Here is a 26431-nt window from a genome sequence, read left to right as displayed (position 1 = left end):
ATGTCATTTTTAGCAAAACTATATGTAGACGGGCAAGAGTACAATGTTTTGAGTTGTACCTACAACTTTGAACAGCCCATGGATCATACAGGAAAACCATCGGGAAAGCCCTTAGGGGGGCAAATCATGATTACTTTGGAATCCCAGGGAAGATATGATTTGTTCCATTGGATGGCTTCTCCAGATCAAACAAAGGATGGATCTATAATTTTCTTTAAACGCGATGCCATGTCCCGTTTACAGGAGGTCATCTTTAAAAAAGGGTTTTGTGTGAAACTTGTCGAAAATTTTGATGCCGTCAGCGCTGTTCCCATGCAAAAGAGAATTGTAATCAGTGCGCAAACGATTCAGGTTGGCGATATGACCTTTCAAAATCGTTGGGGCCAATAATTCCTTCTATGGAAGTATGGAAGACGAACTACTACAAGAACTGGACAGTATTTTAAAGCCTGCTATTGAGCGGGCTTTTACTTCTGCAAAACGTCAAAAGCATACGAGCTCATTTGACGAGGCTGTTCTAGAAAATATTAAAGTAGAAATAGATAACACAAAGGTCGCACTATCTGATACCTTTTATAAGCTCAACCTGGCTCAAAAATCTTACAAAACCAGTGTTGAAAGGGCTTCCTGCGATTTTGTAGATAGCTATTTAGGACAAAATGAATTGCATTCCCCTCAAGTGAATGCCAATGATTATATTAAGGAACTACAAAATGGATATGAAGTTTGGGATGGTATGCGATGGGTTTTTGTGTCTAAGCAAGCCAATATAAAAGTAGATATTATTGAAGATTGGGAATCTAAGGGTCAAAGTGCTGTACGCATTTGGGCATACGATGAAAAAACGAAGACGCAGGTGCTGTTTGTGGATCGTGATACGACGGCTCCGGGTTGGGATTTAAGTATTACCCACACAGGTGATCATCTTGAAGAATTGCTTCCCCCTAAAAATAGCTATTGGGAATCTCCAGCCTATAATATGGCCAAAAATGCCATTGGGGTGGGTGGAATTACAGCAGGAGCTCTTGAAATTAGACAAGTGGGTAATATGACCCCCTGGCGTACCGGAAGTTCCTTTAAAAACGCATCTGGCTGGTATCGCAATAAAGAAGGAATTTATGAACAACTGTCCAAACAAAAAGGGAGAGGAGCTGGTGGATATCAAAAAAGTGCACAAAGGGCGCTTAAAAAATCAGGCAAATGGAATAGGTTGGGAAAAAAATTCTTCTATGTTGGAGCTGCGATCAGTATTTATGATGCCCGGGAAGCTATAGTGAATAATGATGCAAATAGGGGAGAAGTGGTAACCAAAGCGGCAGTAGATATTTTTATTGGAGCCGTTGGTGTATGGGGCGGCCCAGTTGGATGGGCCATTGCAGGCACCTATTTCATTCTGGATGTCTCTGGTGCTTTCGGGGACTGGGGAGAACAACAAGGTATTTCACAAAGTGAATACGACCGCATCAAAAGAGAAGAGATCATAAACCAATACCGGGATCAGCTACCAGCTATTGAATTTCAAATGGAATATGTTCCTACTATTGAACATGAATTCAAAGAATTTTATTTGGAAGAACGAAGTATAAAACGAGATAATACGCGAGTAGTACTGCCCAAAGTTATTTTTGAGACAAGTTTCCGATGAATTTCTTATACCCTCCAAAAACCTTAAGATTGCTTTACTACTGCTTTTATAAAGCGGCTTTGACCAAAAATAACAGCACGCCTAAATTATCCAGTTCCATTACAATGGCCTTTACCCATGGCATTCAATTTCTTTTTGGCTTGGATATAATCCATCTTGTTCTAAAAGTGGACCTATGGAACAGTATTTTTCATAAAAGTGGAAAAATTGCTTTCGGCATAGCGGCATTGATGCTTCTTTTTCTTACAAATCGTTATTATACCTATAGCGAAAGACATTTGAAATTCCTTGAGGAATTTGAACCTACAATACATCAAAAAAAGAGAACCACCCATATTGTAATCTACCTTGTGATTACGCTGGCCATGCTCATTTTGAGCTTTCTTCTTTTGGAATCCTTAACTGTCCGATCCTAAGAAGATATGTATTGTTTAAGGTGTCACTCCTGAGTTTAAATGGAACCTAATTTCACTTGGAAACAGGCTTTCTGTAGTATGGAAACAAGCACTAAAATGACAACAAACCCATTTATGCATCTTTATGCCGATTATTTCTTTCATTTTTTGATTGAAATTTTATTTTTACATATTATATTGAGCTTTGTTTCGTTATGAAATAAGAGAAGAGAAGCAGGCGTATTTAACCAAATCCTACGTATGAAGAAACACTATGTTTTCTTTTTTTTATGTTTAAACTGTTTTCTATGGGGAATCGCCCAGAATTCAGGAGGACAACCTGCAACCATACGCGCCAATGATCACATAACCGTAAGTGTTTTTTTTCCTTCGGTCATTGCCAAAGTCATACCTCCCGCAGTGAATTATAAATTTGATTATGCGCCTGGAGAAGCTATTGGTACCTTAAAAGCAAGAAAAGGAACTCCAAGCAATCTTACGGTGATAACAGATAAAGGGAATATCTATTCCTTTATTCTGGAGTATTCCGAAAAAGTAGAAAACTTTAATTTTATACTTTCAGAAGGAGATGCAGTGGGAAAAACAGTTCCTCCAAAACAAACAAATACCTTAGATACCGCAGCTAAACCCATACAAGAAGATACTTCAAAGAAAGAAATATCTGAAAATAAGGATACTAAGCTTAACTCGGGTTCTACAACAGAAACTAAACCGGATTCCTCGGTTGGGGAAGAAGGAGCAATAAAAGAGGATGCTTTGCCCGAAAATCCTGTCTCCAACCAAAATCAAGAAGAAAATGACCTTTATGACGAAGATAAAGAGGAATATTACCGCATTTTCTGTGAAAACAATTATCTCCAACGCACTATTATTCGAAGAAACTTTAGGCAAAACAAGCGTATTGTTTTAAAACTGAACAATATTCTGGTAGATAGGGAAGAAATCTATTTTATCCTGCAAATAGAGAATAACTCCAAAAGGGAATATTATGTCAATGGCCTTGGTTTTTTTCTGGATACAAATACGGCAGAAGTTCCGAAATTAATGACACCAGAATATAAATTCAACCTCCAGGAAATCATAGACCCAGAGAGTGTTAATGAATTGGTTTATGTGTTTAAAAGATTTCGCTTAAAAAACAAGGAGGAAATCAATATCGTATTGGATGAATTGAATGGTAATCGCTCCGTATCATTGCCGCTGACCGATAAACAAGTTAACTCCCCGACCAATTGAAGAAATTTTACGTATATATATGTATCATACTACTTCCGCTCTTCGGAATAGCCCAAAGTTATAACAAAACTTTTATGGGAAGTGGAGGTATTTTTGGTGACGGTTATGGAGGGGAAATCGCCTTGAACCACAACCTGAGTGAATTGACCTTTACGCAGATTGCGTTGGACGTTTCTTTTGATACGTTTCAATCGGGAGAAGTGTCAGTTCCCTATTCGAGTTATACGCTCTCCTATTCCTACTTCAGGACTGTGATCAGTTCTGCGCGACGGGAAAAGTCCTTTAGTCTTGGTGGAGGGGCTCTGGTAGGGTACGAATTGGCAAATAATGGAAACAACGATCTATCCAATATTGTATCATTGGATGGGGAAAGCAAGTTTATTTTTGGAGGCGTAGTCACCGCTGAAATAGATATTATTATTAGTGAGCATTTTTCTGCAGTAGTAAAAACGGCAGAGTTTTACCATGCCAACAGTGACTTTGGCAAGTTTACAAATTATTCTGGGGCAGGTTTACGATATTACTTTAATTGATAAAATAATATGAGAAATAATGCTAGAATAGTACCTTACTTCATCGTGGTACTGCTATTAGTATTGACATGTACCAAGGATGTGGATTTAGTTACGGAAGTGGAATTCTCCCTGGCTGCACAGCATTTGAATGAAGGTTTTGTCAATGAATCCATAGCGACTACGGTGACCGTTGTTCCTGAAGCCATATTGGAGGGGTATATCTATTCCTTTTCATATACCATATCACAAGGAGAAGGACGTTTTGAAGATGCCACGGGAGTACCTTTACCTTCAGGAGAAAAGATTGCATTGAACCCCTTTACCGCTTCTATACAGTATATTGGCACAAGTATAGGGGAACATCGCGTGCGCATTCAGGCAGAAGATAGTTTTGGTTTCACGGAGGAAATGGAGTTGGTTTATACAATTAACAATGTACCTATTACTTGGACAGCTTCCGCCAATGTCAATCAAATTTTACTTGGCGACAGTGCGGAGCTCATGGTTACCTTGGCTTCCGGGGAAGCAAATACCACTACCAGTTATGAAAGAAATTACAGCATATCCAATGACAATGGAGGGTTATTAGACGTAGACAGCAATACTACAGTTGTTCTAAATGAATATGTGGCTATAATACCAGGTACCTATACCTTGAAATACACTCCCGAAAGTCTAGGAAATGTGATGTTGAATTTTGAGGTAAGGGATACTAATGGGCAAGAACTTTCCAGCAGTGTCGCTTTTATGGTAGTTGATGAGCTATTAAGTGACCGTAAAGAAATTACGCGTTTTGTCATCAACGGTGTCGAAGGTACAATTAATGGCACCGTGATTACTGTAAATTTAAATACAAGACCTTCTACGGTGCAGACGCCGATCATAGAATACGAAGGAGCGTCAATATCCCCAGGAGTAGGACAGGAACAAGACTTTAGTAGCCCTGTTAAATATACGGTAACGGCAGAAGATGGTTCTGAAATAGTATATACGGTAACAGTGAATTTTGGTCCTCCCAGTGACGAAAATAATATTGTAGCGTTTCATATTCCAGGACAGACCGGACAATCTATTATAGATCCTACAAGTTCAACTCAAGTACGTGTTAATGTGCCTTCGGGTACCAATCTTAATGTGGTTCCGGATGTTTTTGAAATTTCCCCAGGCGCAACCATAACACCAGCTAGGGATATTTCACAAGATTTTTCTCAGATTGTGAACTATACGGTTACTTCCGAAAGCGGAATTAGTCAAGATTGGACCATAAATGTAACCATAAATGATACTCCGGATACCGATCCACCAACGATAAGCTTAATAGGAGGAAATATCACGTTAACCGTGGGAGATACCTATAATGAACTGGGTGCTACGGCAATTGACGGGGTTGATGGAGATATCACTGCTGATATTGTCATTGATGCCAGTACGGTAAATACCAATGTAGTCGGCAATTACCAAGTGACCTATAATGTATCGGATGCAGCAGGAAATGCAGCTACGGAGGTTGTGCGTCAAGTAATGGTAAACAATGGGCCAGATACGAATGCCCCAACAATAAGCTTGATCGGAGGAAATATTGCGCTCACTGTCGGGGATACCTATACCGAATTGGGAGCGACAGCAAATGATATTGAAGATGGTGATATCAGTGCTGATATTGTAATCGATGCGAGTGCCGTAAATACCGATGTTGCCGGTAATTATGAGGTCACTTATAATGTCTCTGATGCTGCTGGGAATGCTGCCCCCCAAGTGATTCGGCAAGTAAATGTCACGGAACCTTCCAATCTGCCCCCTACTGCGGTTGCTTTATCGGATATCATTGTGGGAGATGCTCCCTTGACCGTTAATTTTGATGGAAGTGGTTCTTCGGATAGTGATGGTACCATAGTTTCTTATTTATGGAATTTTGATGATAACGGAAATTCCAATGTATCTCAAAACCCAAGCTATACTTTCAATAATCCAGGTACTTATGAAGTATCCCTAACGGTTACCGATAATGATGGAAGTAGCGCTTCTGATATGATTATTATAACAGTGAGTACTCCAAATGTACTGCCTACAGGAATCATAAGTCCGAGACCTAGCAATAATACCGTGAAGGCTTTCTCTGGAGAGAATTCCTCGGATCCAGATGGTACAATTGTGGAATACCGTTGGGATTTTGGTGATGGCAATACGGCAATTACCAATGCGCCTACCAATACCGTAAGTCATGAATATACCGCAGACGGAACCTATACCGTAACTTTGGTGGTTATGGATAATGATGGTGGGCTTAGCCCCATCACGGCTCAGAGCACCATGGAGGTGACCGTAGATCCTCCTGAACCCCCTGGTTTTTCATTTACCATAGAACCATTGCCAGAACCTGCAGGAGGTTTTGACCCTAATTCAACGATTCAGATTAACTTTAGAATTACGCCCAATCAGGCGGCGATTAATCAAGGGGTGACCTTTCAAATGCAGTATAGGGAAGCTACGTTCAATACCATCTCGGCCTTTACTTATAATGGGACGGTCCGCGTTCCTCAAACAAATTTTCCGGCAATCACCGGGAATTCCAGTGGTTTCTTTGAAAGTCCGGGCATACCTTGTGAAGGAATCGTTTTGGAATTTACGGTTACTTCTAGTATAGGAGGTTTGTCTCCCATAACAAGGACTATATCGGTTAATTACAGTTCTGGCGGTCTGCCTTGTCCATAAATACGTATACAAAGTTAGATGAACCACCTAAAATAAAGGATTTCTTTTCATCGTTTTTTTGGTGATTTTGGAAGGAAAAAGAGAAGCAAAGCGGACAAAAATTAATATATTGGAGTCCGTTTTTGCTATATGAAAAAGTTTGTCCGTCCCTTACTGCGCACCCTATGGGTCTTCCTATTGCTCTTGGCCTGTACCAAGGACGTGGGCCTTGTGACGGAGGTGGAGTTCACCCTGGAGCAGCGGCACGACAACGAGGGTTTCGTGAACGCCCCCTTGACGACCTCTTTCACGGTGGTCCCGGAGGCGCTTTTGGAGGGCTATGAATATTTTTTGACCTATCGGATCGAGAGCGGTGAGGGCTATTTCGAGGACTCCCTTGGGGATCGTGTCCCGGAGGGGGAGAAGGTAGCTTTGGAGGCGCTATCGGCGAACTACAGGTACATCGGGACCGTTGACGGGGAGCACTCGCTTCGCATCGTTGCGGAGGACAATTTTGGTTTCAGCGAGGAAACGGAGCTTGGCTATACGATCCGCCAGGTACCCGCTACCTGGACGGCCACGAGCGAGGTGTCACGCTTGGAGCTCGGTGACAGCGCGGCGATAACGATCACCCTTGGTGCGGTCGCCAACAATGCGAACGCCACCTATGAAAGAAATTACCGTATAGGCCCCGGCTCGGGCAGCCTTACGGAGGCTTCCACCACGGATCCCCTTGAATTGGATACATACGTTCCGATAGTCCCCGGGAGCTATTCCCTGGTCTTTGTCCCGGATGCGCTCGGCACTTCGGTACTGACCTTCGATCTTCGGGACAGCAACGGTCAGGAACTTACGGCGACCCTTGACTTCGAGGTAGTGGAGGAACTGCTCCTGGAGGGGAACGATATCACCTCCTTTTCGTTGGCGGGGCAGACGGGCGCGTCGGTCATAGACACGGATGCCCATAAAGTGGAATTGGAAGTGGCCTTCGGCACGGACCTGAACGTGGCCCCCGAGGCCCTTACGGTCTCCGAGGGCGCAAGCGTGAGCCCTCTTGCGACAGCGGTGCGCGACTTCAGCGGAGATGTGGCCTACACGGTGACGGCGGAGAACGGGGAGCAACAGGAATGGACGGTCTCCGTGAGCGAGGCACCGAGCGATGCCAAGGAGATCACCGGTTTTGTGATCAACGGCGTTGCGGGAACGATAACGGGGACGGATATTCTGGTGTCGCTATCGACAAGGCCCTCCACGGTACTCTCCCCGGAGATAACGCATACCGGGGCATCGATCTCCCCGGCCTCGGGGGAGGCCCAGGATTTTTCGATACCGGTGGAATATACGGTTACGGCAGCCGATGGCTCCCAGGAGCTATATACCGTTGTGGTGGACTTCGGTCCCGAACCCAGCGGGGACAACGATATCGTGAACTTTTTGCTTCCCGGGCAGACGCGCTCGGCGATCATCGATACGGATACCAAGCGTGTAGAGGTGGAGGTGGCCTTCGGAACGGAACTGAACGTTGCGCCGACGACCCTTACGGTGTCGACCGGGGCCAGTGTGAGCCCATCGCCCACAGTGGTACGTGACTTTGGCACGGCCGTGGGCTATACGGTAAGGGCGGAGAACGGCGATGAGGCGCAATGGACGGTATTGGTCAGTGTTGCGGCCGATACGCGCAGCGGGGAGAACGATATCCTGAACTTCGTACTTCCGAACCAGAGCAGTACTGCCCTTATCGATCCGGCTTCCCGTACGGTGGAGGTGGAGATCCCCATTGGGGCGAACATCGAGGTGGCTCCCACGACGATCACGGTATCGATGGGGGCGACGGTGGATCCCGGGGAAGGGGAGCAGCAGGACTTCAACGACCCTGTGACCTATAGGGTGACGGCGGAGAACGGCGATGTGGCGGAATGGACGGTGAACGTTGTGCTGGGTGACGATGTCACGCCCCCTGTGATCACACTGATCGGGGGCAATGTGGACCTTAGGGTCGGGGATACCTACAATGAACTTGGAGCCACGGCCCAGGACGATATCGAGGGCGATCTGAGCGGTGACATCGTGATCGATGCCAGTGGAGTGGACACTTCTGTGGAGGGCGTTTACGAGGTGACCTATAATGTATCGGACAGTTCGGGCAATGCCGCGGATGAAGTGGTCCGTCAGGTGAGGGTGACCAATGCCCCTGATACGACACCCCCTGTGATCACGTTGATCGGGGGGGACCTTGCATTGACGGTGGGGGATACCTATAACGAATTGGGCGCCACGGCCACGGACAATGTGGACGGTGATATCAGTGGGGACATCGTGATCGATGCCAGTGCGGTGAATACCAATGTGGAGGGCGTTTACGAGGTGACCTATAATGTATCGGATGCCGCGGGCAATGCTGCCAATCAAGTAGTACGACAGGTAACGGTTGTGGAAGAGGACATACCCGCGACAGATTTAATTATTTCGGCATCATCGACCTCTCTAATTGTTGGAGAGACGATTGATATGCGAGCGATATTTGTTCCATCAAATACTACAGATCAGCGGGTTACCTGGTCTTCAAGCAACCCTGCTATAGCAAGTATCGATACGAATGGACGTGTAACAGCTCTAGCTCCTGGAAGCACAATTATCACTGGAACTGCCACGGCTAATCCAACTTTATTTTCTTCAATTACTTTTGCCATACTGTCTCCTTCCATTCCGGTAACAGGAATAACCGTGAGTCCGGATAATCTAAGCTTGGAAATTGGAGATATAGGTATTTTTAATACCATTATACAACCCGCAAATGCAAGCAATCAAAATGTCAATTGGATCTCTGGAAATACGGGTATCGCTACCGTTGATCAAAATGGAAATGTAACGGCAGTAAGTGAAGGAGTTACTTCGATTACGGCGATTTCTGCAGAAAACGGAACTATTACAGATTCAGGAACCGTTACCGTTACCGGTGCAGTCATTCCGGTTACGGGGATAACGGTGATTCCGCAAGACCTTACTCTTGGTATAGGGGATGTTGATTCTTTTAATGCTACGATAACTCCTGCAAATGCAACCAATCCTGCAGTGAATTGGATTTCAGGAAACACCAATATCGTTACCGTAGATCAAAATGGGAATGTAACTGCTGTGTCAGAAGGGAACACTTCGGTTACCGCCATTTCAGTAGAAAACGGCGCGATTACAGATTCGGGCAATGTCACCGTAACAGCGGCAAGCATTCCGGTAACAGGAATACGAGTTAGTCCAAATAGCCTGATCTTGGAAATTGGGGATGCAGATACTTTTAGCGCAGAAATTATACCTGCCAATGCCACGAATCAAAATGTGAATTGGATATCTGGCGACAGCAATGTTGTCACGGTGGATCAATTTGGAAATATTACGGCTATTGCAGAAGGTTCAACTACAGTTACTGCTATTTCCGTAGAAAATGGAAGCATCACGGATTTTGGAGATGTCACCGTAACCACAGCGACCATTCCCGTAACAGGAATATCGGTTAGTCCAGATAATCTGACCTTGGAAATTGGGGATGCGGATACCTTTAATGCTGAAATCATACCCGCTAATGCCACAAATCAAAATGTGAATTGGATATCTGGAGATTCCAATATCGTGACGGTAGATCAATTTGGAAATATTACCGCTATTGCAGAGGGCACTACTACGGTCACTGCCATTTCCGTAGAAAATGGGAGTATCACGGATTCAGGAAATGTTACCGTAACTGCTCCGATTATACCCGTAACGAGTATTACTATAAATCCTTCCAGCGCTACCCTAGAAGTAGGAGATATTCAGCAACTTTCAGTAACCGTCTTACCAGCAAATGCTACGAATCGTAATTTTACTTGGTCTACGTCCAATGCAGCCGTGGCTACTATTGATGAAAATACGGCACGGGTGACAGGGGTAGGAGAAGGTGTGGCTACAATTCGTGCGACTTCCGTTTCAGATCCCGGTGTTTTTGGAACTGTTGAAATTACCGTGAACCCTGCCGTTGTTCCAGTGGCTGGTATTTCAATTTCTCCAACTACGAGCACTTTATTTGTAGGTCAGACAGAACAATTTACAGCCGCTATATTGCCAGCAAATGCCACCAATCAGGGCGTCAATTGGTCAACAGGGAGTGCAGCTGTCGCTACCGTGAATGCAAATGGGTTATTGAGTGCAGTAGGTGTGGGAAGTACAACAGTGACCGCCAGATCGGCCGAAGATGGAAATATTCTGGCTACCGCCAACATTACGGTAGAGGAAATTCCCTATAGTTATGATCAAAATACAGGATTGTTTACGGCTCCTATTGGTGCAGTGATACGGATTGACCTCCTTGCGCAAGCCACTCCAGTAGGCTCTACGGTAGTTGATGGTCTTTTTGAGGTCTATACGGAAGATAATCTTGGCGGAGATCGGATTTTCACCTTACAAGCTCAAGGTAGGTATACCTGTCTTGACGCTGGCCAAACTCCTGAAATACGCTTGTGTGAAGGAGATGAATTGATTGAAGATGGTACAGATACCGGTACTTTTGTAATGCCGGCAACTGGAATGGTATATTTTACCGCAGCCGCTTTGGGTAATGGTATCGTAACCATAACCTACCCGACCAATGGGAGCGGAGCTACAGCTACATTTATAGCTTCTCGGTTCTAATTTTGTGTTACTGGACGCAGGAACAATACAATCACCGTTTTTTTGGTGATTTTGGAAGGAAAAAGAGAAGCAAAGCGGACAAAAATTAATATATTGGAGTCCGTTTTTGCTATATGAAAAAGTTTGTCCGTCCCTTACTGCGCACCCTATGGGTCTTCCTATTGCTCTTGGCCTGTACCAAGGACGTGGGCCTTGTGACTGAGGTGGAGTTCACCCTGGAGCAGCGACACGACAACGAGGGTTTCGTGAACGCCCCCTTGACGACCTCTTTCACGGTGGTCCCGGAGGCGCTTTTGGAGGGCTATGAATATTTTTTGACCTATCGTATCGAGAGCGGCGAGGGCTATTTCGAGGACTCCCTTGGGGAGCGAATCCCGGAGGGGGAGAAGGTAGCGTTGGAGGCGCTATCGGCAAACTATAGGTACATCGGGACGGTTGACGGGGAGCACTCGCTTCGCATCGTTGCGGAGGACAATTTTGGTTTCAGCGAGGAAACGGAGCTTGGCTATACGATCCGCCAGGTACCCGCCACCTGGATGGCCACGAGCGATGTGTCGCGCCTGGAGCTCGGCGACAGCGCCGCGATAACGATCACCCTTGGTGCGGTCGCCAACAATGCGAACGCCACCTATGAAAGAAATTACCGTATAGGCCCCGGCTCGGGCAGCCTTACGGACGCTTCCACCACGGACCCCCTAGAATTGGATACATACGTTCCGATAGTCCCCGGGAGCTATTCCCTGGTCTTTGTCCCGGATGCGCTCGGCACTTCGGTACTGACCTTCGATCTTCGGGACAGCAACGGTCAGGAACTTACGGCTACCCTTGACTTCGAGGTAGTGGAGGAACTGCTCCTGGAGGGCAACGATATCACCTCCTTTTCGTTGGCAGGGCAGACGGGAGCGTCGGTCATAGACACGGATGCCCATAAAGTGGAATTGGAAGTGGCCTTCGGTACGGACCTGAACGTGGCCCCTGATGCCCTTACGGTCTCCGAGGGCGCAAGCGTGAGCCCTCTTGCGACAGCGGTGCGCGACTTCAGCGGAGATGTGGCCTATACGGTGATGGCGGAGAACGGGGACCAACAGGAATGGACGGTCTCCGTGAGCGAGGCGCCGAGCGATGCCAAGGAGATCACCGGTTTTGTGATCAACGGCGTTGCGGGAACGATAACGGGGACGGATATTCTGGTGTCGCTATCGACAAGGCCCTCCACGGTACTCTCCCCGGAGATAACGCATACGGGGGCATCGATCTCCCCGGCCTCGGGGGAGGCCCAGGATTTTTCGGTACCGGTGGAATATACGGTTACGGCTGCCGATGGCTCCCAAGAGGTATATACGGTGGTGGTGGACTTCGGTCCCGAGCCCAGCGGGGACAACGATATCGTGAACTTTTTGCTTCCCGGGCAGACGCGCTCGGCGATCATCGATACGGATACCAAGCGTGTGGAGGTGGAGGTGGCCTTCGGAACGGAACTGAACGTTGCGCCGACGACCCTTACGGTGTCCACGGGCGCAAGTGTGAGCCCATTGCCGACAGTGGTACGTGATTTTAGTACGGCCGTGGGCTATACGGTAAGGGCGGAGAACGGGGATGAGGCGCAATGGACGGTATTGGTCAGCGTTGCGGCCGATACGCGCAGCGGGGAGAACGATATCCTGAACTTCGTACTTCCGAACCAGAGCAGTACTGCCCTTATCGATCCGGCTTCGCGTACGGTGGAGGTGGAGATCCCCATTGGGGCGAACATCGAGGTGGCGCCCACGACGATCACGGTATCGATGGGGGCGACGGTGGATCCCGGGGAAGGGGAGCAGCAGGACTTCAACGACCCTGTGATCTATAGGGTGACGGCGGAGAACGGCGATGTGGCGGAATGGACGGTGAACGTTGTGCTGGGGGATGATGTCACGCCCCCTGTGATCACTTTGATCGGGGGCAATGTGGACCTTAGGGTCGGGGATACCTACAATGAACTTGGGGCCACGGCCCAGGACGATATCGAGGGCGATCTGAGCGGTGACATCGTGATCGATGCCAGTGGAGTGGACACTTCTGTGGAGGGCGTTTACGAGGTGACCTATAATGTATCGGACAGTTCGGGCAATGCGGCGGATGAAGTGGTCCGTCAGGTGAGGGTGACCAATGCCCCGGATACGACGCCCCCGGTGATCACTTTGATCGGGGGGGACCTTGCTTTGACGGTGGGGGATACCTATAACGAATTGGGCGCCACGGCCACGGACAACGTGGACGGTGATATCAGTGGGGACATCGCGATCGATGCCAGTGCGGTGAATACCAATGTGGTGGGCGTTTACCAAGTGACCTACAACGTATCGGATGCCGCGGGCAATGCTGCCAATCAAGTGGTGCGCCAGGTCACTGTAACTACTGCTCCAGATACAACCCCTCCCGTAATTACTTTGATCGGTGGTAATCTTGCTTTGATGGTAGGCGATACGTATAACGAATTAGGAGCCACCGCTACGGACAATGTGGATGGTGATATCAGTGGGGATATCGTGATCGATGCCAGTGCAGTGAATACAAATGTTGTAGGTACCTATCAAGTAACCTATAATGTATCTGACGCCGCAGGTAATGCTGCCAATCAAGTAATACGGCAGGTCACCGTAATGGCTGCTCCCGATACAACGCCTCCGGTGATTACATTGATTGGGGGGAATGTTGATTTGACCGTAGGCGACGCGTATAACGAATTAGGTGCCACTGCTACAGATAATGTGGATGGCGATATTAGTGGCGCCATTGTGATCGATGCCAGTGGGGTAAACACCAATGCCGTGGGGACCTATCAGGTTACCTATAATGTATCCGATGCTGCGGGCAATGCTGCTAATGAAGTGGTAAGGCAGGTCACCGTAGCGACTGCCCCTGATACAACGCCTCCGGTAATTACGTTGATCGGGGGGAATGTTGATTTAAGCGTAGGCGATACGTATAACGAATTAGGTGCCACCGCTACGGATAATATAGATGGCGATATCAGTGGGGACATCGTGATCGATGCCAGTGCAATAAATACCAATGTCGTGGGCACTTATCAGGTGACCTACAATGTATCTGATGCTGCCGGCAATGCCGCCAATGAAGTAGTAAGGCAGGTCACTGTAACCACTGCTCCAGATACTACCCCTCCAGTAATTACGTTGATTGGGGGAAATGTCACCTTGACCGTAGGCGATACGTATAACGAATTAGGTGCCACCGCTACGGATAATGTGGATGGGGACATTAGTGGTGCTATTGTCATTGATGCTAGTGGGGTGAATACGAATGTTGTGGGTACCTATCAAGTGACCTATAATGTATCCGATGCCGCGGGCAATGCTGCCAATCAAGTAGTGCGTCAAGTTACGGTTCAACCAGAGCCCCAGTCAAGTGATAACGATATTCTTGCTTTTGAGATTCCCGGACAAGTTGGTGCGGCGGTAATAAATCCAGGTGTACATACCATAGGAATGAATGTAGCTTTTGGAGTAAATTTAAACGTAGCTCCAATAACCTTGGATATTTCACCAGGGGCAACGATAAATCCTATAGCAACTTCTGTTCAAAACTTTGGAGATACCGTGCGTTATACGGTAACCGCTGAAGATGGTACCCCACAAGAATGGGTTGTTGCGGCAAACATACTTCCTGACCCTAGAAGTGATGCTAATGATATCCTTTCTTTTGTTCTACCAGGTCAGTTGAGCGCTAGTAGTATTAATACCAGCAATCATACGGTGACCTTGGAAGTCCCATTTGGGACAAATCTTAATGTAGCTCCTTTGGCCTTTAGTATTTCAGCCGACGCCAGTGAAAACCCCTTACGGAATCAGGTTCGTGACTTTTCTGTTCCCGTAATATATACCATTACCGCAGAAAATGGAGATGCTCAGGAATGGACCATCAATGCCTCCGAGGCGGCTGATACCCGCAGCAATGCCAATGATATTATAGAATTTGGTATTCCAAACCAAATGGGGAATACCATAATTGATACCAATGCCCATACAGTAACCGTAAATGTACCCTTTGGAACAAACGTTAATGTGGTGCCTACTCCTTTCGTGATATCGGCAGAAGCTGATATAGCTCCCGCCATTAATACACAGCGTAATTTTGCCACACCGCAAAATTATACGATAACGGCCGAAAATGGGGATCAACAGCTATGGACCATCACTGTAAATGAAGCTCAGGACACGCGAAGTTCAGAAAATGACATTACCAGTTTTGCCTTGCTGGGACAGATAGGGGGACAAGCAAATATTGACACAAATAATCATACGATAACATTGGATGTGGCTTTTGATACCAATTTGGTGACGGCTCCAATCGCATTTACGGTATCCAATGGAGCAACAGCCAATCCGCTTGGTACCAGTGTCCAGGATTTTTCATCCCCCGTTAATTATACGGTGACCGCGGAAAACGGAGATCAGCAAGTCTGGAGTGTTCAAGTTACTGTAGAAGCAGATCCCAGAAGCACCGAAAATGATATTGTCAGTTTTGGAATTCCAGGACAAACCGGAGCTTCTACGATTAACACCAATACCCATACCGTTACCGTAAATGTACCTTTTGGAACGAACATAAACACTGTTCCAGCGCCCTTTACCATATCTACTGGAGCTAGCATTAATCCTGGACTCAATGTTCAACGTAATTTTAGTACTCCACAGAATTATACCGTAACCGCGGAGAATGGAGATCAACAGCAATGGAGTGTTACTGTAAATGTAGCAGCAGGGAATACAGGAAATAACATTGTTGATTTCCGTATAACGGGACAAGTTGGAAGCACCATCATAGATCCAACATCCACGACCCAGGTTAGATTAAATGTACCTGTGGGGCTAAATTTAAATGTTGTTCCCGAAGTTTTTGAAATTTCAGAAGGAGCAACCATAGATCCTGCTAGGAATGTTGCACAGGATTTTGCCCAAGTAATAGGGTATCGCGTTACTTCGGAAGTAGGTAGTTCACAAGATTGGACCATAAACACTAATCGAATACCAACAGCAGATATTAGGAATGGTGCAGGAAACAATATGTCCCGTGGATTCTCCGGACTAAATTCCAGTGATGTGGATGGCAGTATTGTTGAATATCGATGGAACTTCGGAGATGGCGATTCGGATATTACCACCGTTAATACGGTGAATCATACTTATAGTACTCCAGGAACCTATACGGTAACGCTTATCGTGGTAGATGATGATGGCGCTGTAAGTACGCCGGATACTTTAGATGTTACTATAAATCCTCCCGATCCACCAAGCTTTAATTTTACGATAGATCCAATACCTTCGTCTGGAGACGGATTTGACCCGGGATCAACTGTACCCATTACTTTCAGGATCACACCAAATCAGGCTGCACAGGATATGGGAATAACGTTCCAAATGTCCTATAGGGAAACTACATTTAATACGATTACTGGTTTTACCTACAATGGAACCTTTAGACCGCCGCAGACTAATTTCCCTGCCATTATAGGTGTTTCCAATGGTACTTATGAAGGTCCGGGAATTCCCTGTGAACCTATAACTTTAGAGTTTACCGTAACGCCCAGTGGTGGCGGATTGGCTCCCATTGTACGTACGGTATTCATTGATTTTGGAAGTGGAGGACAGCCCTGTCCGTAATGTCGTGCTTCAACTAATATAGTTCCAGATGGTCTTATGTTTTACCATTTGAGCATAAGCGGTGCGAATCATATAATGTTCTTCTTTGGCCAAAGAAGGATCTGTTTTCAATAATTGTAGGGCATGGAACCTAGCCGTTTTCAAAATCGTATTATCCTTAACGATATCCGCTATTTTTAAATTTAATACGCCACTTTGTTGTGTGCCCATTAAATCGCCTGGACCTCTTAGTTTTAGATCCACTTCAGCGATTTCAAAACCATCATTGGTACGTACCATGGTTTCCAAACGAGTTTTGGCTTCATTGGACAGCTTGTGTCCTGTCATTAAAATACAATAACTCTGTTCGGCACCACGTCCTACGCGTCCACGTAATTGATGCAATTGGGACAAGCCAAAACGTTCTGTACTTTCTATGATCATTACGGACGCATTGGGAACGTTTACGCCAACTTCGATAACTGTGGTGGCAATCATGATCTGTGTTTCTCCCTTTACAAAACGTTCCATTTCATAATCCTTGTCAGCGGGTTTCATCTGTCCGTGAACAATGGAGATTTGATATTGGGGCTGGGGGAAATCCCGAACAATACTTTCATAGCCATCCATGAGATCTTTGTAATCCAGTTTTTCGGATTCCTGGATTAGAGGGTATACGATATATACTTGTCTCCCTAGCTTTATTTCTTCTTTGATGAAGCGAAATACTTTTAAACGATTACTGTCAAAACGATGCACTGTTTTTATAGGCTTTCTTCCGGGAGGGAGTTCATCGATTACAGAAATATCCAAATCCCCATATAGACTCATAGCCAAAGTTCGCGGAATAGGGGTAGCGGTCATCACCAGAATATGGGGAGGGATTTCATTTTTATGCCATAGTTTGGAGCGTTGGGCCACTCCAAAACGATGCTGTTCGTCAATAATGGCAAGGCCAAGGTTAGAAAACTGTACTTTATCCTCCAATACGGCATGGGTTCCAATCAGAATATGAAGGCTGCCATTTTCCAGTTCTTCATGAATAATTTTCCGCTCGGACTTTTTACTGGAACCCGTGAGTAATGCAATGCGCACATCAAGATCTCCTAAGAGTTCCTGGATTCCATTGAAGTGCTGATTCGCGAGAATTTCTGTAGGTGCCATCAAACAAGCCTGATATCCATTATCAATGGCCAATAGCATGGACATTAGGCCTACAATGGTCTTCCCTGAACCTACATCTCCTTGCAATAGGCGATTCATTTGGGCATTACTGCCCATATCCGCTCTAATTTCTTTAATTACCCTTTTTTGGGCTCCCGTCAATTCAAAAGGAAGTTGTTCGGAATAAAACTGATTAAAAAGTGGTCCTACCTGATCAAAAACATATCCCTTAATCTTTTGTTTCCGTAAGATTTTCTTGAAAATTAACTGCAATTGAATATAAAAGAGTTCTTCAAACTTTAAGCGAAATTGCGCCTTTGCCAATAAATTTTGATTTTTGGGAAAGTGGATATTGAACATCGCTTCCGGTTTCGAGAGCAATTTCAATTCATCCAAAAGACTGTTGGACAAGGTTTCTTTAAAGCGACCTTTGGTCTCTACAAACAGTTGCTGGATTAACTTGCTGATCAATCGGTTGTTTATCCCCATATTACCTAACTTTTCGGTTGAGGGGTATATAGGTTGCATCGAAATCCGCATTCCTTTTTCATGAACGGCCAATAATTCCATTTCCGGATGGGGCATGGAGAAACTATTGTTGAACCAATTGGTTTTCCCAAAAACCACATAGGGAACATTGAGTTTAATATTTTCCTTGATCCATTTTTGACCGCGAAACCATACCAATTCCATTTTCCCGGTATCATCAACAAAGGTAGCCACCAATCGACTACCCCGTTTTTGGGATACCGATTTGATATGGATGATTTTTCCAATAATTTGGACATCCGCTCCACTGCGTTGCAGTTGATTGATTTTATAATATTGTGTTTTATCAATATACCTATTCGGAAAGAGATTGATAAGGTCTTGATAGGTCTGAATGCCCAATTCAGAAGTAAGTGCATTGGCTCTGTTGGGGCCAACCCCTTTGAGATATGCAATTGGAGTTTGTAGGAAATTGGGATTCATGCGACTAAAATAATGGTTAGCACCTATACCTGCAACAATACAAATTTGTTATTTTGGCTATGGGTTTATAATTTTTGGATTTATGAAGTATGTTTTATGGGGACTTTTCCTTTTTTTAGGATTTTCGGCAAAGGCGCAACAACAGCATAAGGTAGATTTTACCCATGCGGAAGCAATCCTACATCCCATATTTGAAAAAAAACAAATTCATGGAGAAATCACCTATCATTTTCAAGTTTTAGAAGAGGTAGAAACTGTTTTCCTAGACGCCCAAGGAATGAAATTTGAAAAAGTCGTATTAAATGATAGGCCGAAAAAATATATGAATGACGGAAAAAAAATCAGCGTCTACCATCAATTCAAAAAGGGAAAAACCTATCACTTAAAGTTAACCTATATCGCCACTCCCCAACAGACCGTATATTTTATACCGCCAGGAGAAAAAAACGGAGAACAGATATGGACACAAGGTCAGGGAAAATATACCAGTCATTGGTTGCCCAGTTTTGATGATATGAATGAAAAAGTCATCTTTGATATGGCCATTGCCTATGACCAAAACTATGAAGTAATCGCCAATGGAAAATTGAAGGAAACTAGCATTTCAGGAAATGAGAAAACCTGGTTTTATGATATGGAGAAACCCATGAGCAGTTATCTTTTAGCTTTTGCTATTGGGCAATATGCTAAAAAAGACCTTGGCACCCAGAATTCGGTACCCTTATCCCTTTATTATTATGAAAAGGATAGTGCATTGGTAGCATCCACTTATAGGCATACCGAAACTATTTTTGATTTCATGGAACAAGAAATTGGCGTGGAATACCCATGGCAAAACTACAAGCAAATACCGGTCAAAGATTTTCTGTATGCCGGAATGGAGAATACGGGAACAACCATTTTTTCGGAGACCTTTATGGTAGACTCTATTGGTTTTAAAGATAAGAACTATGTTAATGTCAATGCGCATGAAATGGCGCATCAGTGGTTTGGTAACCTGGTAACCGAAAAAAATGGAGAACATCATTGGTTGCATGAAGGCTTTGCAACCTATTACGCCCTATTGGCGGAAGGAGCAGTTTTCGGGAAGGAATATGCTTTTTGGAAATTGTATGGGACAGCCCTGCAATTGCAAAAGCAATCGCGAGAAGGAAAAGGAGAAGCACTAAAAAATCCTAAGGCAAGTAGTCTTACTTTTTATGAAAAAGGCGCTTGGGCTTTATATGTTTTACGGCACGAGGTGGGCGAAAAGGCTTTTCGTGAAGGAGTGAAAAATTATTTGACCCAGTATCAATTTTCCAATGTTACCATTGCCGATTTTCTTACGGCTGTGGAAAAAGCAAGTCAGCAAGACTTAAGCATCTATGAGAAAAAATGGTTGGAAGAAATAGATTTCCCGTTCGATGAAGCCATGACCTATTTAAAAGAAGATGCTCGGGAAATTGCAATGTTCTTGGCCCTACAGCGGGAATTAACTACGAGTCTAGGTGCTAATGGAACAATTATTGAACGTTATTGGAATGAAACAAAATCGGACCGATTAAAAGAAGAAATCATCCGTAAATATGCGAAATCTATACCGAAATCCTTGTTGGATGATATTAAGAATGGGAGTATTGCGGTTCGACAAGCATTGGCCTTTTCCATAGATCGGGTTTCTCCGAAGGAAAAGGATTGGTTTATTTCTTTATTGGATGATGACAGTTATCCTACTATAGAAAATGCATTGTATAAGCTCTGGGTACATTTCCCCGAGGAAAGAGGAAGGTTTTTAGAAAAAACAAGGGGTGTTACCGGTTTTTCCAACAAAAATGTGCGTCTTCTATGGTTGACTTTAGCCATTTTAACCCCTGGATTCGATAATAATTTCAAACAAGAATATTACAATGAATTAAGTGGGTATACGGGGGAAGCATATCATTTTGAAGTGCGGCAGGGCGCTTTTCTTTATTTGAAGGAGGCTTTTCAATTTTCCGATCAGAATTTGAAAGATCTGATCAATGCCTGCATGCATCATAGTTGGCAGTTTAAAAAATATGCACGAACGCTATTGGACGAACTGCTGCAAGAAGCATCGTATAAAAAACGCATACTAGCGTTATCCACGAGTTTGAATGAAAAAGAATTGAAGTACATTACAACAAAAATAGAACTATAATGAGAGCAATGGTAATTTCTGGTGGGGGAAGCAAAGGGGCCTTTGCTGGAGGTGTCGCCCAATATTTGATGGAGGAACAAAAACATTCTTATGATCTATTTTTGGGTACTTCAACGGGCAGCCTTTTGATTTCACATTTGGCGCTTCAGAAAATCGAAAAAATAAGAAAAGTATACACCTCTGTAGACCAAAATGATATTTTCAGCAATTGTCCTTTTAATGTACAGAAAAAGAAGGGAGTGGAAACTATTGGAATTAATCATTGGAGTGTACTAAAGAATTTTTACAGGGGCAGCAAAACCTTTGGAGAAAGTCACAACCTGCTAAAATTGATTCAAAATACCATTACGGAAGAAGAATTCAATACCCTTAAAAATGGTCCTATGAATATCTTGGCCACGGTGTCTAATTTATCTTTAAATCAAGTAGAATACAAATCCATTAATGACTATACCTATGAGGAATTCTGTGAATGGATATGGATTTCCTGCAACTTTACACCATTTATGAGTTTGGTAAAAAAGAACGGTTGCGAATATTCCGATGGAGGCTTTGGAAGTATGGTACCTATCGAAGAAGCCATAAAACGAGGCGCTACCGTAGTAGATGCCATTATATTACAGACAGAAATCACCCATTTTAATAGAATGCCCTCCAAAAATGTATTTTCATTAATTACCAATTTGTTCGACTTTATGCTGGATCGTATAGAGTTTCAAAATATCCGTATTGGGAAATATGTAGCCAGTTATCAAGATGCCATTATAAATTTTTATTATACGCCAACAGTCCTTACCACGAATTCCCTTATTTTTGACAAGGAAAAAATGGGGAGATGGTGGGAGAAAGGATACGAATATGCCAAATTCAAGAATACCGAAACCAGCCAAATAGAAATTTCCGTAAATGAATAACCAAAACAATAATAGTTGAGAGCATTGGTAATCAGTGGCGGAGGAAGCAAAGGTGCTTTCGCCGGAGGAGTAGCCCAGTATCTTATGGAAGGGGAAAGAAGGGATTACGATATACTAGTAGGTACTTCTACAGGAAGTTTACTTATCCCGGAACTGGCTTTGAACAATATTGGAAAACTATACGACATCTATACGAATGTCAATCAGCGCGCTATCTTTAGCTTAAATCCTTTTGTTGTACGTAAGAAAGGGGATAGGGAGTTTGTTTCCATCAATTTTATGAACACCGTATTGCAATTCATTAAGCGGAAGCGGACTTTTGGTGAAAGTAAAGCATTGCGAAGAACGATTCGAAAGTTTTTCACGAAGGAAGAATACCAAGCCATACTGAATACGCATAAAGATGTTGTGGTTACCGTTTCTAATTTATCCAAGAATAGAGTAGAGTATAAGTCCATACGCCAATTTTCCTATGATGAATTTTGTGATTGGATTTGGATCTCCTGTAATTATATCCCCTTTATGTCCTTAGTAAAAAAGAACGGATTTGAGTATGGAGATGGAGGTTTGGGCTGTGTAGTGCCCATTAGAGAGGCCATTCGGAGAGGGGCCAAAGAAATCGATGCTATTATTTTGGAATCGGAAAAAATGGAGCATAACAAAGTTTTGGGAAAAAACCCTTTTTCTCTAATGCTCAGTATTTATGGTTTTGCCCTTGATCAAATAGAATATCATGATATTTCAGAAGGCAAACTGGCCGCAAAACACAATGGGGTACGCCTGAACCTATATTATACGCCCACGAAGCTAACGGAGAATTCCCTGGTCTTCAATAAAAAATTAATGGCAGAGTGGTGGTTGCAAGGCTATAATTATGCCGAATCCAAATTTATGGACATGATTGTGGACGAGGAACTACCATAGTTCCCCGATTTCTTTTTTCACAAAAGAAAGGGCCGTGGCCGATGGGGACTGCTTGTCCATAGTCTTATTCAAAATATCTTCCCGTAACTTGTCCGCAGAATCAGATTCGCTCATTGCTGCTTTTCGAATGGCCTGTATCGTAGCACTTTTCGCAGCTTTAATGATGTTCCAACATTCATCCGTCATATAAATTTGCTGGGATAAATTATGATCAAATTCATTTTCAATAGTCTTTACCAAAAGATTTTCATAATCGTTTTTATTGTTTGATTTTGGAGCAACGCGGACTACAAGACTAGGGATTGCAATACGTTCTAAAAATAAGGCCAAACGCTCATAAGCTTGAAGGCGAATAGGTAAAGTGCTCTGTTGAGAATCCTTATGTAATAGAAAACGCCTGCGTCCTTCTTCATTTCGGGTATGGGCACGGAAAAAATAAAAAGCGATTAAGCCAGTAACTACGGTTGGAATTAAATACGCAAAGAGTTGATACAATTGATTGTCGTCCATTTTTAGCTAGATATTGTTTTGGTTGTTCTGATAGAACGATGGATTTATAAAAAAATTATCTGGTTGAAAAAAACATGTAATTCCTTTGTTGCATTAGGACTAAAACACAGATTTTACTATAGGAATACTTTTTCGAATATTGCATAGAAAGAATGTGTTCTAATAGAGATAATCGCAGGTTTTAGGATGTACACCAGTATCTTACAAAGTATGTAGCTTAAAAAATATAGAAGAAAGGAAAAGAAAAAGACGTAGCATTAACAAGTACATCTATTTTTCAATACATTTAATTTAGTATTTTAGAGCAAAGCTTTTTGTATGAAAACCTATCCAATTATAGTTACCGTATTTGTATTGTTCTTTACCAATTCCTTGAGAAGTCAGGATATCTCTTTGTTCAATGGTAAGAACCTAGAGGGTTGGACCATCTATGGTACTGAAAAATGGTATGTGGAAGATGGCTTATTGGTTTCAGAAAGTGGGCCGGATAAGGCCTATGGATACCTCGGCACAGATAAACACTATAAAAACTTTGAACTTACGGCGCAATTTAAACAAGAGGCAGATGGCAATAGCGGGGTCTTTATCCGTTCTACGGTAGAAGGCACCAAGGTTTCCGGTTGGCAGGTAGAAGTAGCGCCCAAAGGAAAACATACTGGAGGTGTTTATGAATCCTACGGTAGAGGATGGCTGATAAAACCTGAAGCCGAGAAAGAAAAGGTCTTAAAGGAAGGGGAGTGGAATACTTTAAAAATTAGAATGGTCGATGATACCCTGACCACTTGGCTCAATGGCACCCAAATGATACAACTGCAAGATGAAAAGATTGGGAAGGGTGAAGGGTCTGTAGCCTTGCAAATTCATGATGGTGGCGGAATTAAGATAAAGTGGAAAAATCTAATGCTAAAAAAGCTATAGAATTTCTTGTCACAATGGTTTCCTCGAGCGCAGTTGAGAGGTCATTAAAGTTTCCTCTTAATCATGTCTTTAATCGTTTCCATTGCTGCAAGTGCGACTTCCACAAAACGGAATAAATTTCTACACCGATCTAAATTTTGATTCTCATAGGCGACTTTATAATAAATGTTCCCTTCCAAATAATCCGTCAATGCCCGAAGGCCATGAAGAAACGGCATATAAAGGATTCCTAGATGCAGGGTTTCTTTCTCGTATGGACTTATAGCTGCGTTGGTCTGTACCAATCCGTTTAAAAAATGATCAAAAAGTGCTTTGTCAAAGGTGATTAAGTCCAAGTTGGTTTCATCTTCAGGGGTTGCATTTACTATGGTACGTACCGCATCGCCAAAATCATAGTAGAAATGTCCTAGCATGAGGGTGTCCAAATCAATAAAACACAGAGATGTATTGGTACTTTGGTCAAATAGCATATTGTTCAATTTGGCATCATTGTGACAAATACGCAAAGGCATTTCTTCCTCCCAAAGCGGCGTAAAATAGGAGAAAGTGGCTTTGGCCATGGCAATACTATCTTTTGCGGCATGTAATGAAACCTGTGTTGCTTTGGACAACGAAGTTTTAAATTGGTCCACTCGCCATTGTAAATCATGGAACTTAGGGATAATCTCCTGAATCCCTCCTTGAGGGATCAAAGCACCCAAGCCGTGAAAATTACCTAACAATTTCCCTGCTTCAAAGGCCATTTCAGCATTTGCGACTACCGCTGGGGCATAACTGTTCGGTATGTAACGGTAAAGTCGCCAATACCCCATTTGAGGGCTATAGATATAATTGCGTTGATCATGGGTAGCTATAAGATCAATACCTACATAGTCTTCCCCATGGAGATAGGGCAGTGCGGTAGAAATATTTTCCATAACCCTTTTTGGATTCGTAAATACACCCGTATTTATGCGCTGCAACACAAATTTGATAGCATCCTTGTGCAAAACAAAAAAAGAGTCATTGATATACCCTTGTTTAATGCCCTTAAACCGATAGGAAACGGCTTCGACCTTAAACTGTTGCAGTAGTTCCTGTAAGGTATTTTCGGAATATGGCGTATTTACCATAAAGGTTGGGGGTATTTATTTTGGCTGCTTAAGTCCTGTATATGGGAACGGGCAATGTCGCGATCTTCTTTGTAGGTAATTCCAAACCATTGCGATGTCGTTATCATATTCTTGACGTTAATCTTTTTCCATTTAATAAGTTCCTGAATAACGGAAGGAATATATGCTTCTAATTGCAATGCATCTTTACTTTGAAGAAATTCAAGAAAATAACTTTCTATTTCTCTAAATAACAAAGGCTTGCAGACCCAAAAATTCATACTGACCAACTCCTCTCCACTAAAAGGTTCCTGCGTATCTAAATCTATGATTATATCTTGTTGTTGTGCAATCCGTTCAACTTCGCGAATAGATGATAATTGATTTTGAGTGATGCTGCATATACCACGGGAAACCGCACCATTTTGGGATAAGGTGTTCAATAGGGGGTAAGAAACCAATCCAAAAGTAGTTTCCTCAGGGTTTTCTCTAAGGAAATAGGCCGCTTTTTTAAAAGCGTCCCTACCGTAAAAATCATCTGCATTAATCACCACAAAAGAGGTGTTGATTTCCTTTCTCGCTGCCCAAATGGCATGGGCGGTTCCCCAAGGTTTTTCGCGCACTTTCCATAAATTGGAGGCCATAGGGATGTCCTGTATCAATTGAGGAACAATGGTCAAAGAAATCCCAGAGGGCAATTTTGCATTAAAGTGTTCTTCTAAAAAAGGAATACGTTCTTCTCTGGTGACAATGACAATTTGCTGAAATCCACAGTATATGGCATCATAAATACTGTATTCCATTAAGAACTCCCCATGTGGACCAAAAGTATCGAACTGTTTAAGTTTACCGTATCTACTTCCGCTACCGGCCGCCATGATCAATAAAGTCATTTTTAGGTCTTTCCCGTAAAATTAAGTTTTTATCCCTAGAAACGAATTCTTCTCAAAGATTTTCATAATTTCAACTAACC

The 26431-nt window shown here is 43.7% G+C and carries 16 protein-coding genes; 12 read left to right on the top strand and 4 right to left on the bottom strand.

The genetic code is table 11. The annotated features are described in order from the left end of the window. The 8 genes from tssD (at position 1) to ACEXOE_RS12420 (ending at position 16828) form a co-directional block, all read left to right on the top strand. Positions 1-390: a type VI secretion system tube protein TssD gene (gene tssD, locus ACEXOE_RS12455; protein ID WP_394749134.1), complete on the top strand. Its 390-nt coding sequence runs from the start codon at positions 1-3 to the stop codon at positions 388-390. A 16-nt stretch (positions 391-406) separates the two neighbouring features. Beyond that, the gene (locus ACEXOE_RS12450; protein WP_394749133.1) at positions 407-1645 is read left to right on the top strand and encodes a hypothetical protein; all 1239 of its coding nucleotides are present in this window, start codon (positions 407-409) and stop codon (positions 1643-1645) included. Then, positions 1642-2061 (top strand): hypothetical protein, encoded by a 420-nt coding sequence (locus tag ACEXOE_RS12445; protein WP_394749132.1) that lies wholly within the window; start codon positions 1642-1644, stop codon positions 2059-2061. The genes ACEXOE_RS12450 and ACEXOE_RS12445 overlap by 4 nt, the downstream gene beginning before the upstream one ends. Before the next feature lie 240 nt (positions 2062-2301). Further along, entirely contained in the window at positions 2302-3297 is a 996-nt protein-coding gene (locus tag ACEXOE_RS12440; protein WP_394749131.1) for a hypothetical protein, read from the top strand. Continuing rightward, complete coding sequence (locus ACEXOE_RS12435) at positions 3294-3830, top strand: conjugal transfer protein TraO (RefSeq protein WP_394749130.1); 537 nt, start codon at positions 3294-3296, stop codon at positions 3828-3830. The genes ACEXOE_RS12440 and ACEXOE_RS12435 overlap by 4 nt, the downstream gene beginning before the upstream one ends. A 9-nt stretch (positions 3831-3839) precedes the next feature. Continuing rightward, positions 3840-6524: a PKD domain-containing protein gene (locus ACEXOE_RS12430; protein WP_394749129.1), complete on the top strand. Its 2685-nt coding sequence runs from the start codon at positions 3840-3842 to the stop codon at positions 6522-6524. Positions 6525-6653: 129 nt separating this feature from the next. Then, positions 6654-11165, top strand: coding sequence for an Ig-like domain-containing protein (locus ACEXOE_RS12425; RefSeq protein ID WP_394749128.1), 4512 nt, complete (start codon positions 6654-6656; stop codon positions 11163-11165). A 113-nt stretch (positions 11166-11278) separates the two neighbouring features. Further along, the gene (locus ACEXOE_RS12420; protein ID WP_394749127.1) at positions 11279-16828 is read left to right on the top strand and encodes an immunoglobulin-like domain-containing protein; all 5550 of its coding nucleotides are present in this window, start codon (positions 11279-11281) and stop codon (positions 16826-16828) included. A 9-nt stretch (positions 16829-16837) separates the two neighbouring features. On the opposite strand, the gene recG is transcribed toward ACEXOE_RS12420, so the two are convergent. Continuing rightward, positions 16838-18943, bottom strand: coding sequence for an ATP-dependent DNA helicase RecG (gene recG / locus ACEXOE_RS12415; RefSeq protein ID WP_394749126.1), 2106 nt, complete (start codon positions 18941-18943; stop codon positions 16838-16840). Between the two features lie 82 nt (positions 18944-19025). On the opposite strand from recG, the gene ACEXOE_RS12410 reads away from it, so the two are divergent. Genes ACEXOE_RS12410 through ACEXOE_RS12400 form a run of 3 tightly spaced genes read left to right on the top strand, consistent with a single transcriptional unit; the run spans position 19026 to position 22939 of the window. Beyond that, the gene (locus ACEXOE_RS12410) at positions 19026-21101 is read left to right on the top strand and encodes a M1 family metallopeptidase (protein WP_394749125.1); all 2076 of its coding nucleotides are present in this window, start codon (positions 19026-19028) and stop codon (positions 21099-21101) included. After that, positions 21101-22015, top strand: a complete 915-nt coding sequence (locus ACEXOE_RS12405; protein WP_394749124.1) for a patatin-like phospholipase family protein — start codon at positions 21101-21103, stop codon at positions 22013-22015. Before ACEXOE_RS12410 ends, ACEXOE_RS12405 begins: the two co-directional genes overlap by 1 nt. A gap of 15 nt (positions 22016-22030) precedes the next feature. Continuing rightward, positions 22031-22939: a patatin-like phospholipase family protein gene (locus ACEXOE_RS12400; protein WP_394749123.1), complete on the top strand. Its 909-nt coding sequence runs from the start codon at positions 22031-22033 to the stop codon at positions 22937-22939. On the opposite strand, the gene ACEXOE_RS12395 is transcribed toward ACEXOE_RS12400, so the two are convergent. Continuing rightward, entirely contained in the window at positions 22931-23449 is a 519-nt protein-coding gene (locus ACEXOE_RS12395) for a DUF7935 family protein (protein WP_394749122.1), read from the bottom strand. The genes ACEXOE_RS12400 and ACEXOE_RS12395 overlap by 9 nt on opposite strands. 318 nt (positions 23450-23767) lie before the next feature. On the opposite strand from ACEXOE_RS12395, the gene ACEXOE_RS12390 reads away from it, so the two are divergent. Then, complete coding sequence (locus tag ACEXOE_RS12390) at positions 23768-24367, top strand: 3-keto-disaccharide hydrolase (RefSeq protein ID WP_394749121.1); 600 nt, start codon at positions 23768-23770, stop codon at positions 24365-24367. A 44-nt stretch (positions 24368-24411) separates the two neighbouring features. Here the strand turns inward: ACEXOE_RS12390 and ACEXOE_RS12385 are convergent, their stop codons facing one another. Together ACEXOE_RS12385 and ACEXOE_RS12380 are read right to left on the bottom strand one after the other, a co-directional pair. Further along, complete coding sequence (locus ACEXOE_RS12385) at positions 24412-25479, bottom strand: phosphotransferase enzyme family protein (protein WP_394749120.1); 1068 nt, start codon at positions 25477-25479, stop codon at positions 24412-24414. Then, the gene (locus ACEXOE_RS12380) at positions 25473-26351 is read right to left on the bottom strand and encodes a nucleotidyltransferase family protein (RefSeq protein WP_394749119.1); all 879 of its coding nucleotides are present in this window, start codon (positions 26349-26351) and stop codon (positions 25473-25475) included. Before ACEXOE_RS12380 ends, ACEXOE_RS12385 begins: the two co-directional genes overlap by 7 nt. Positions 26352-26431: the final 80 nt, after the last annotated feature.

Origin of the sequence: Spongiimicrobium salis (assembly GCF_043678055.1) — a bacterium.
Lineage (GTDB): Bacteria > Bacteroidota > Bacteroidia > Flavobacteriales > Flavobacteriaceae > Spongiimicrobium > Spongiimicrobium salis.
The sequence above is the reverse complement of the archived record's forward strand: the minus strand, read 5'-3'. Positions and strand labels throughout refer to the sequence as shown.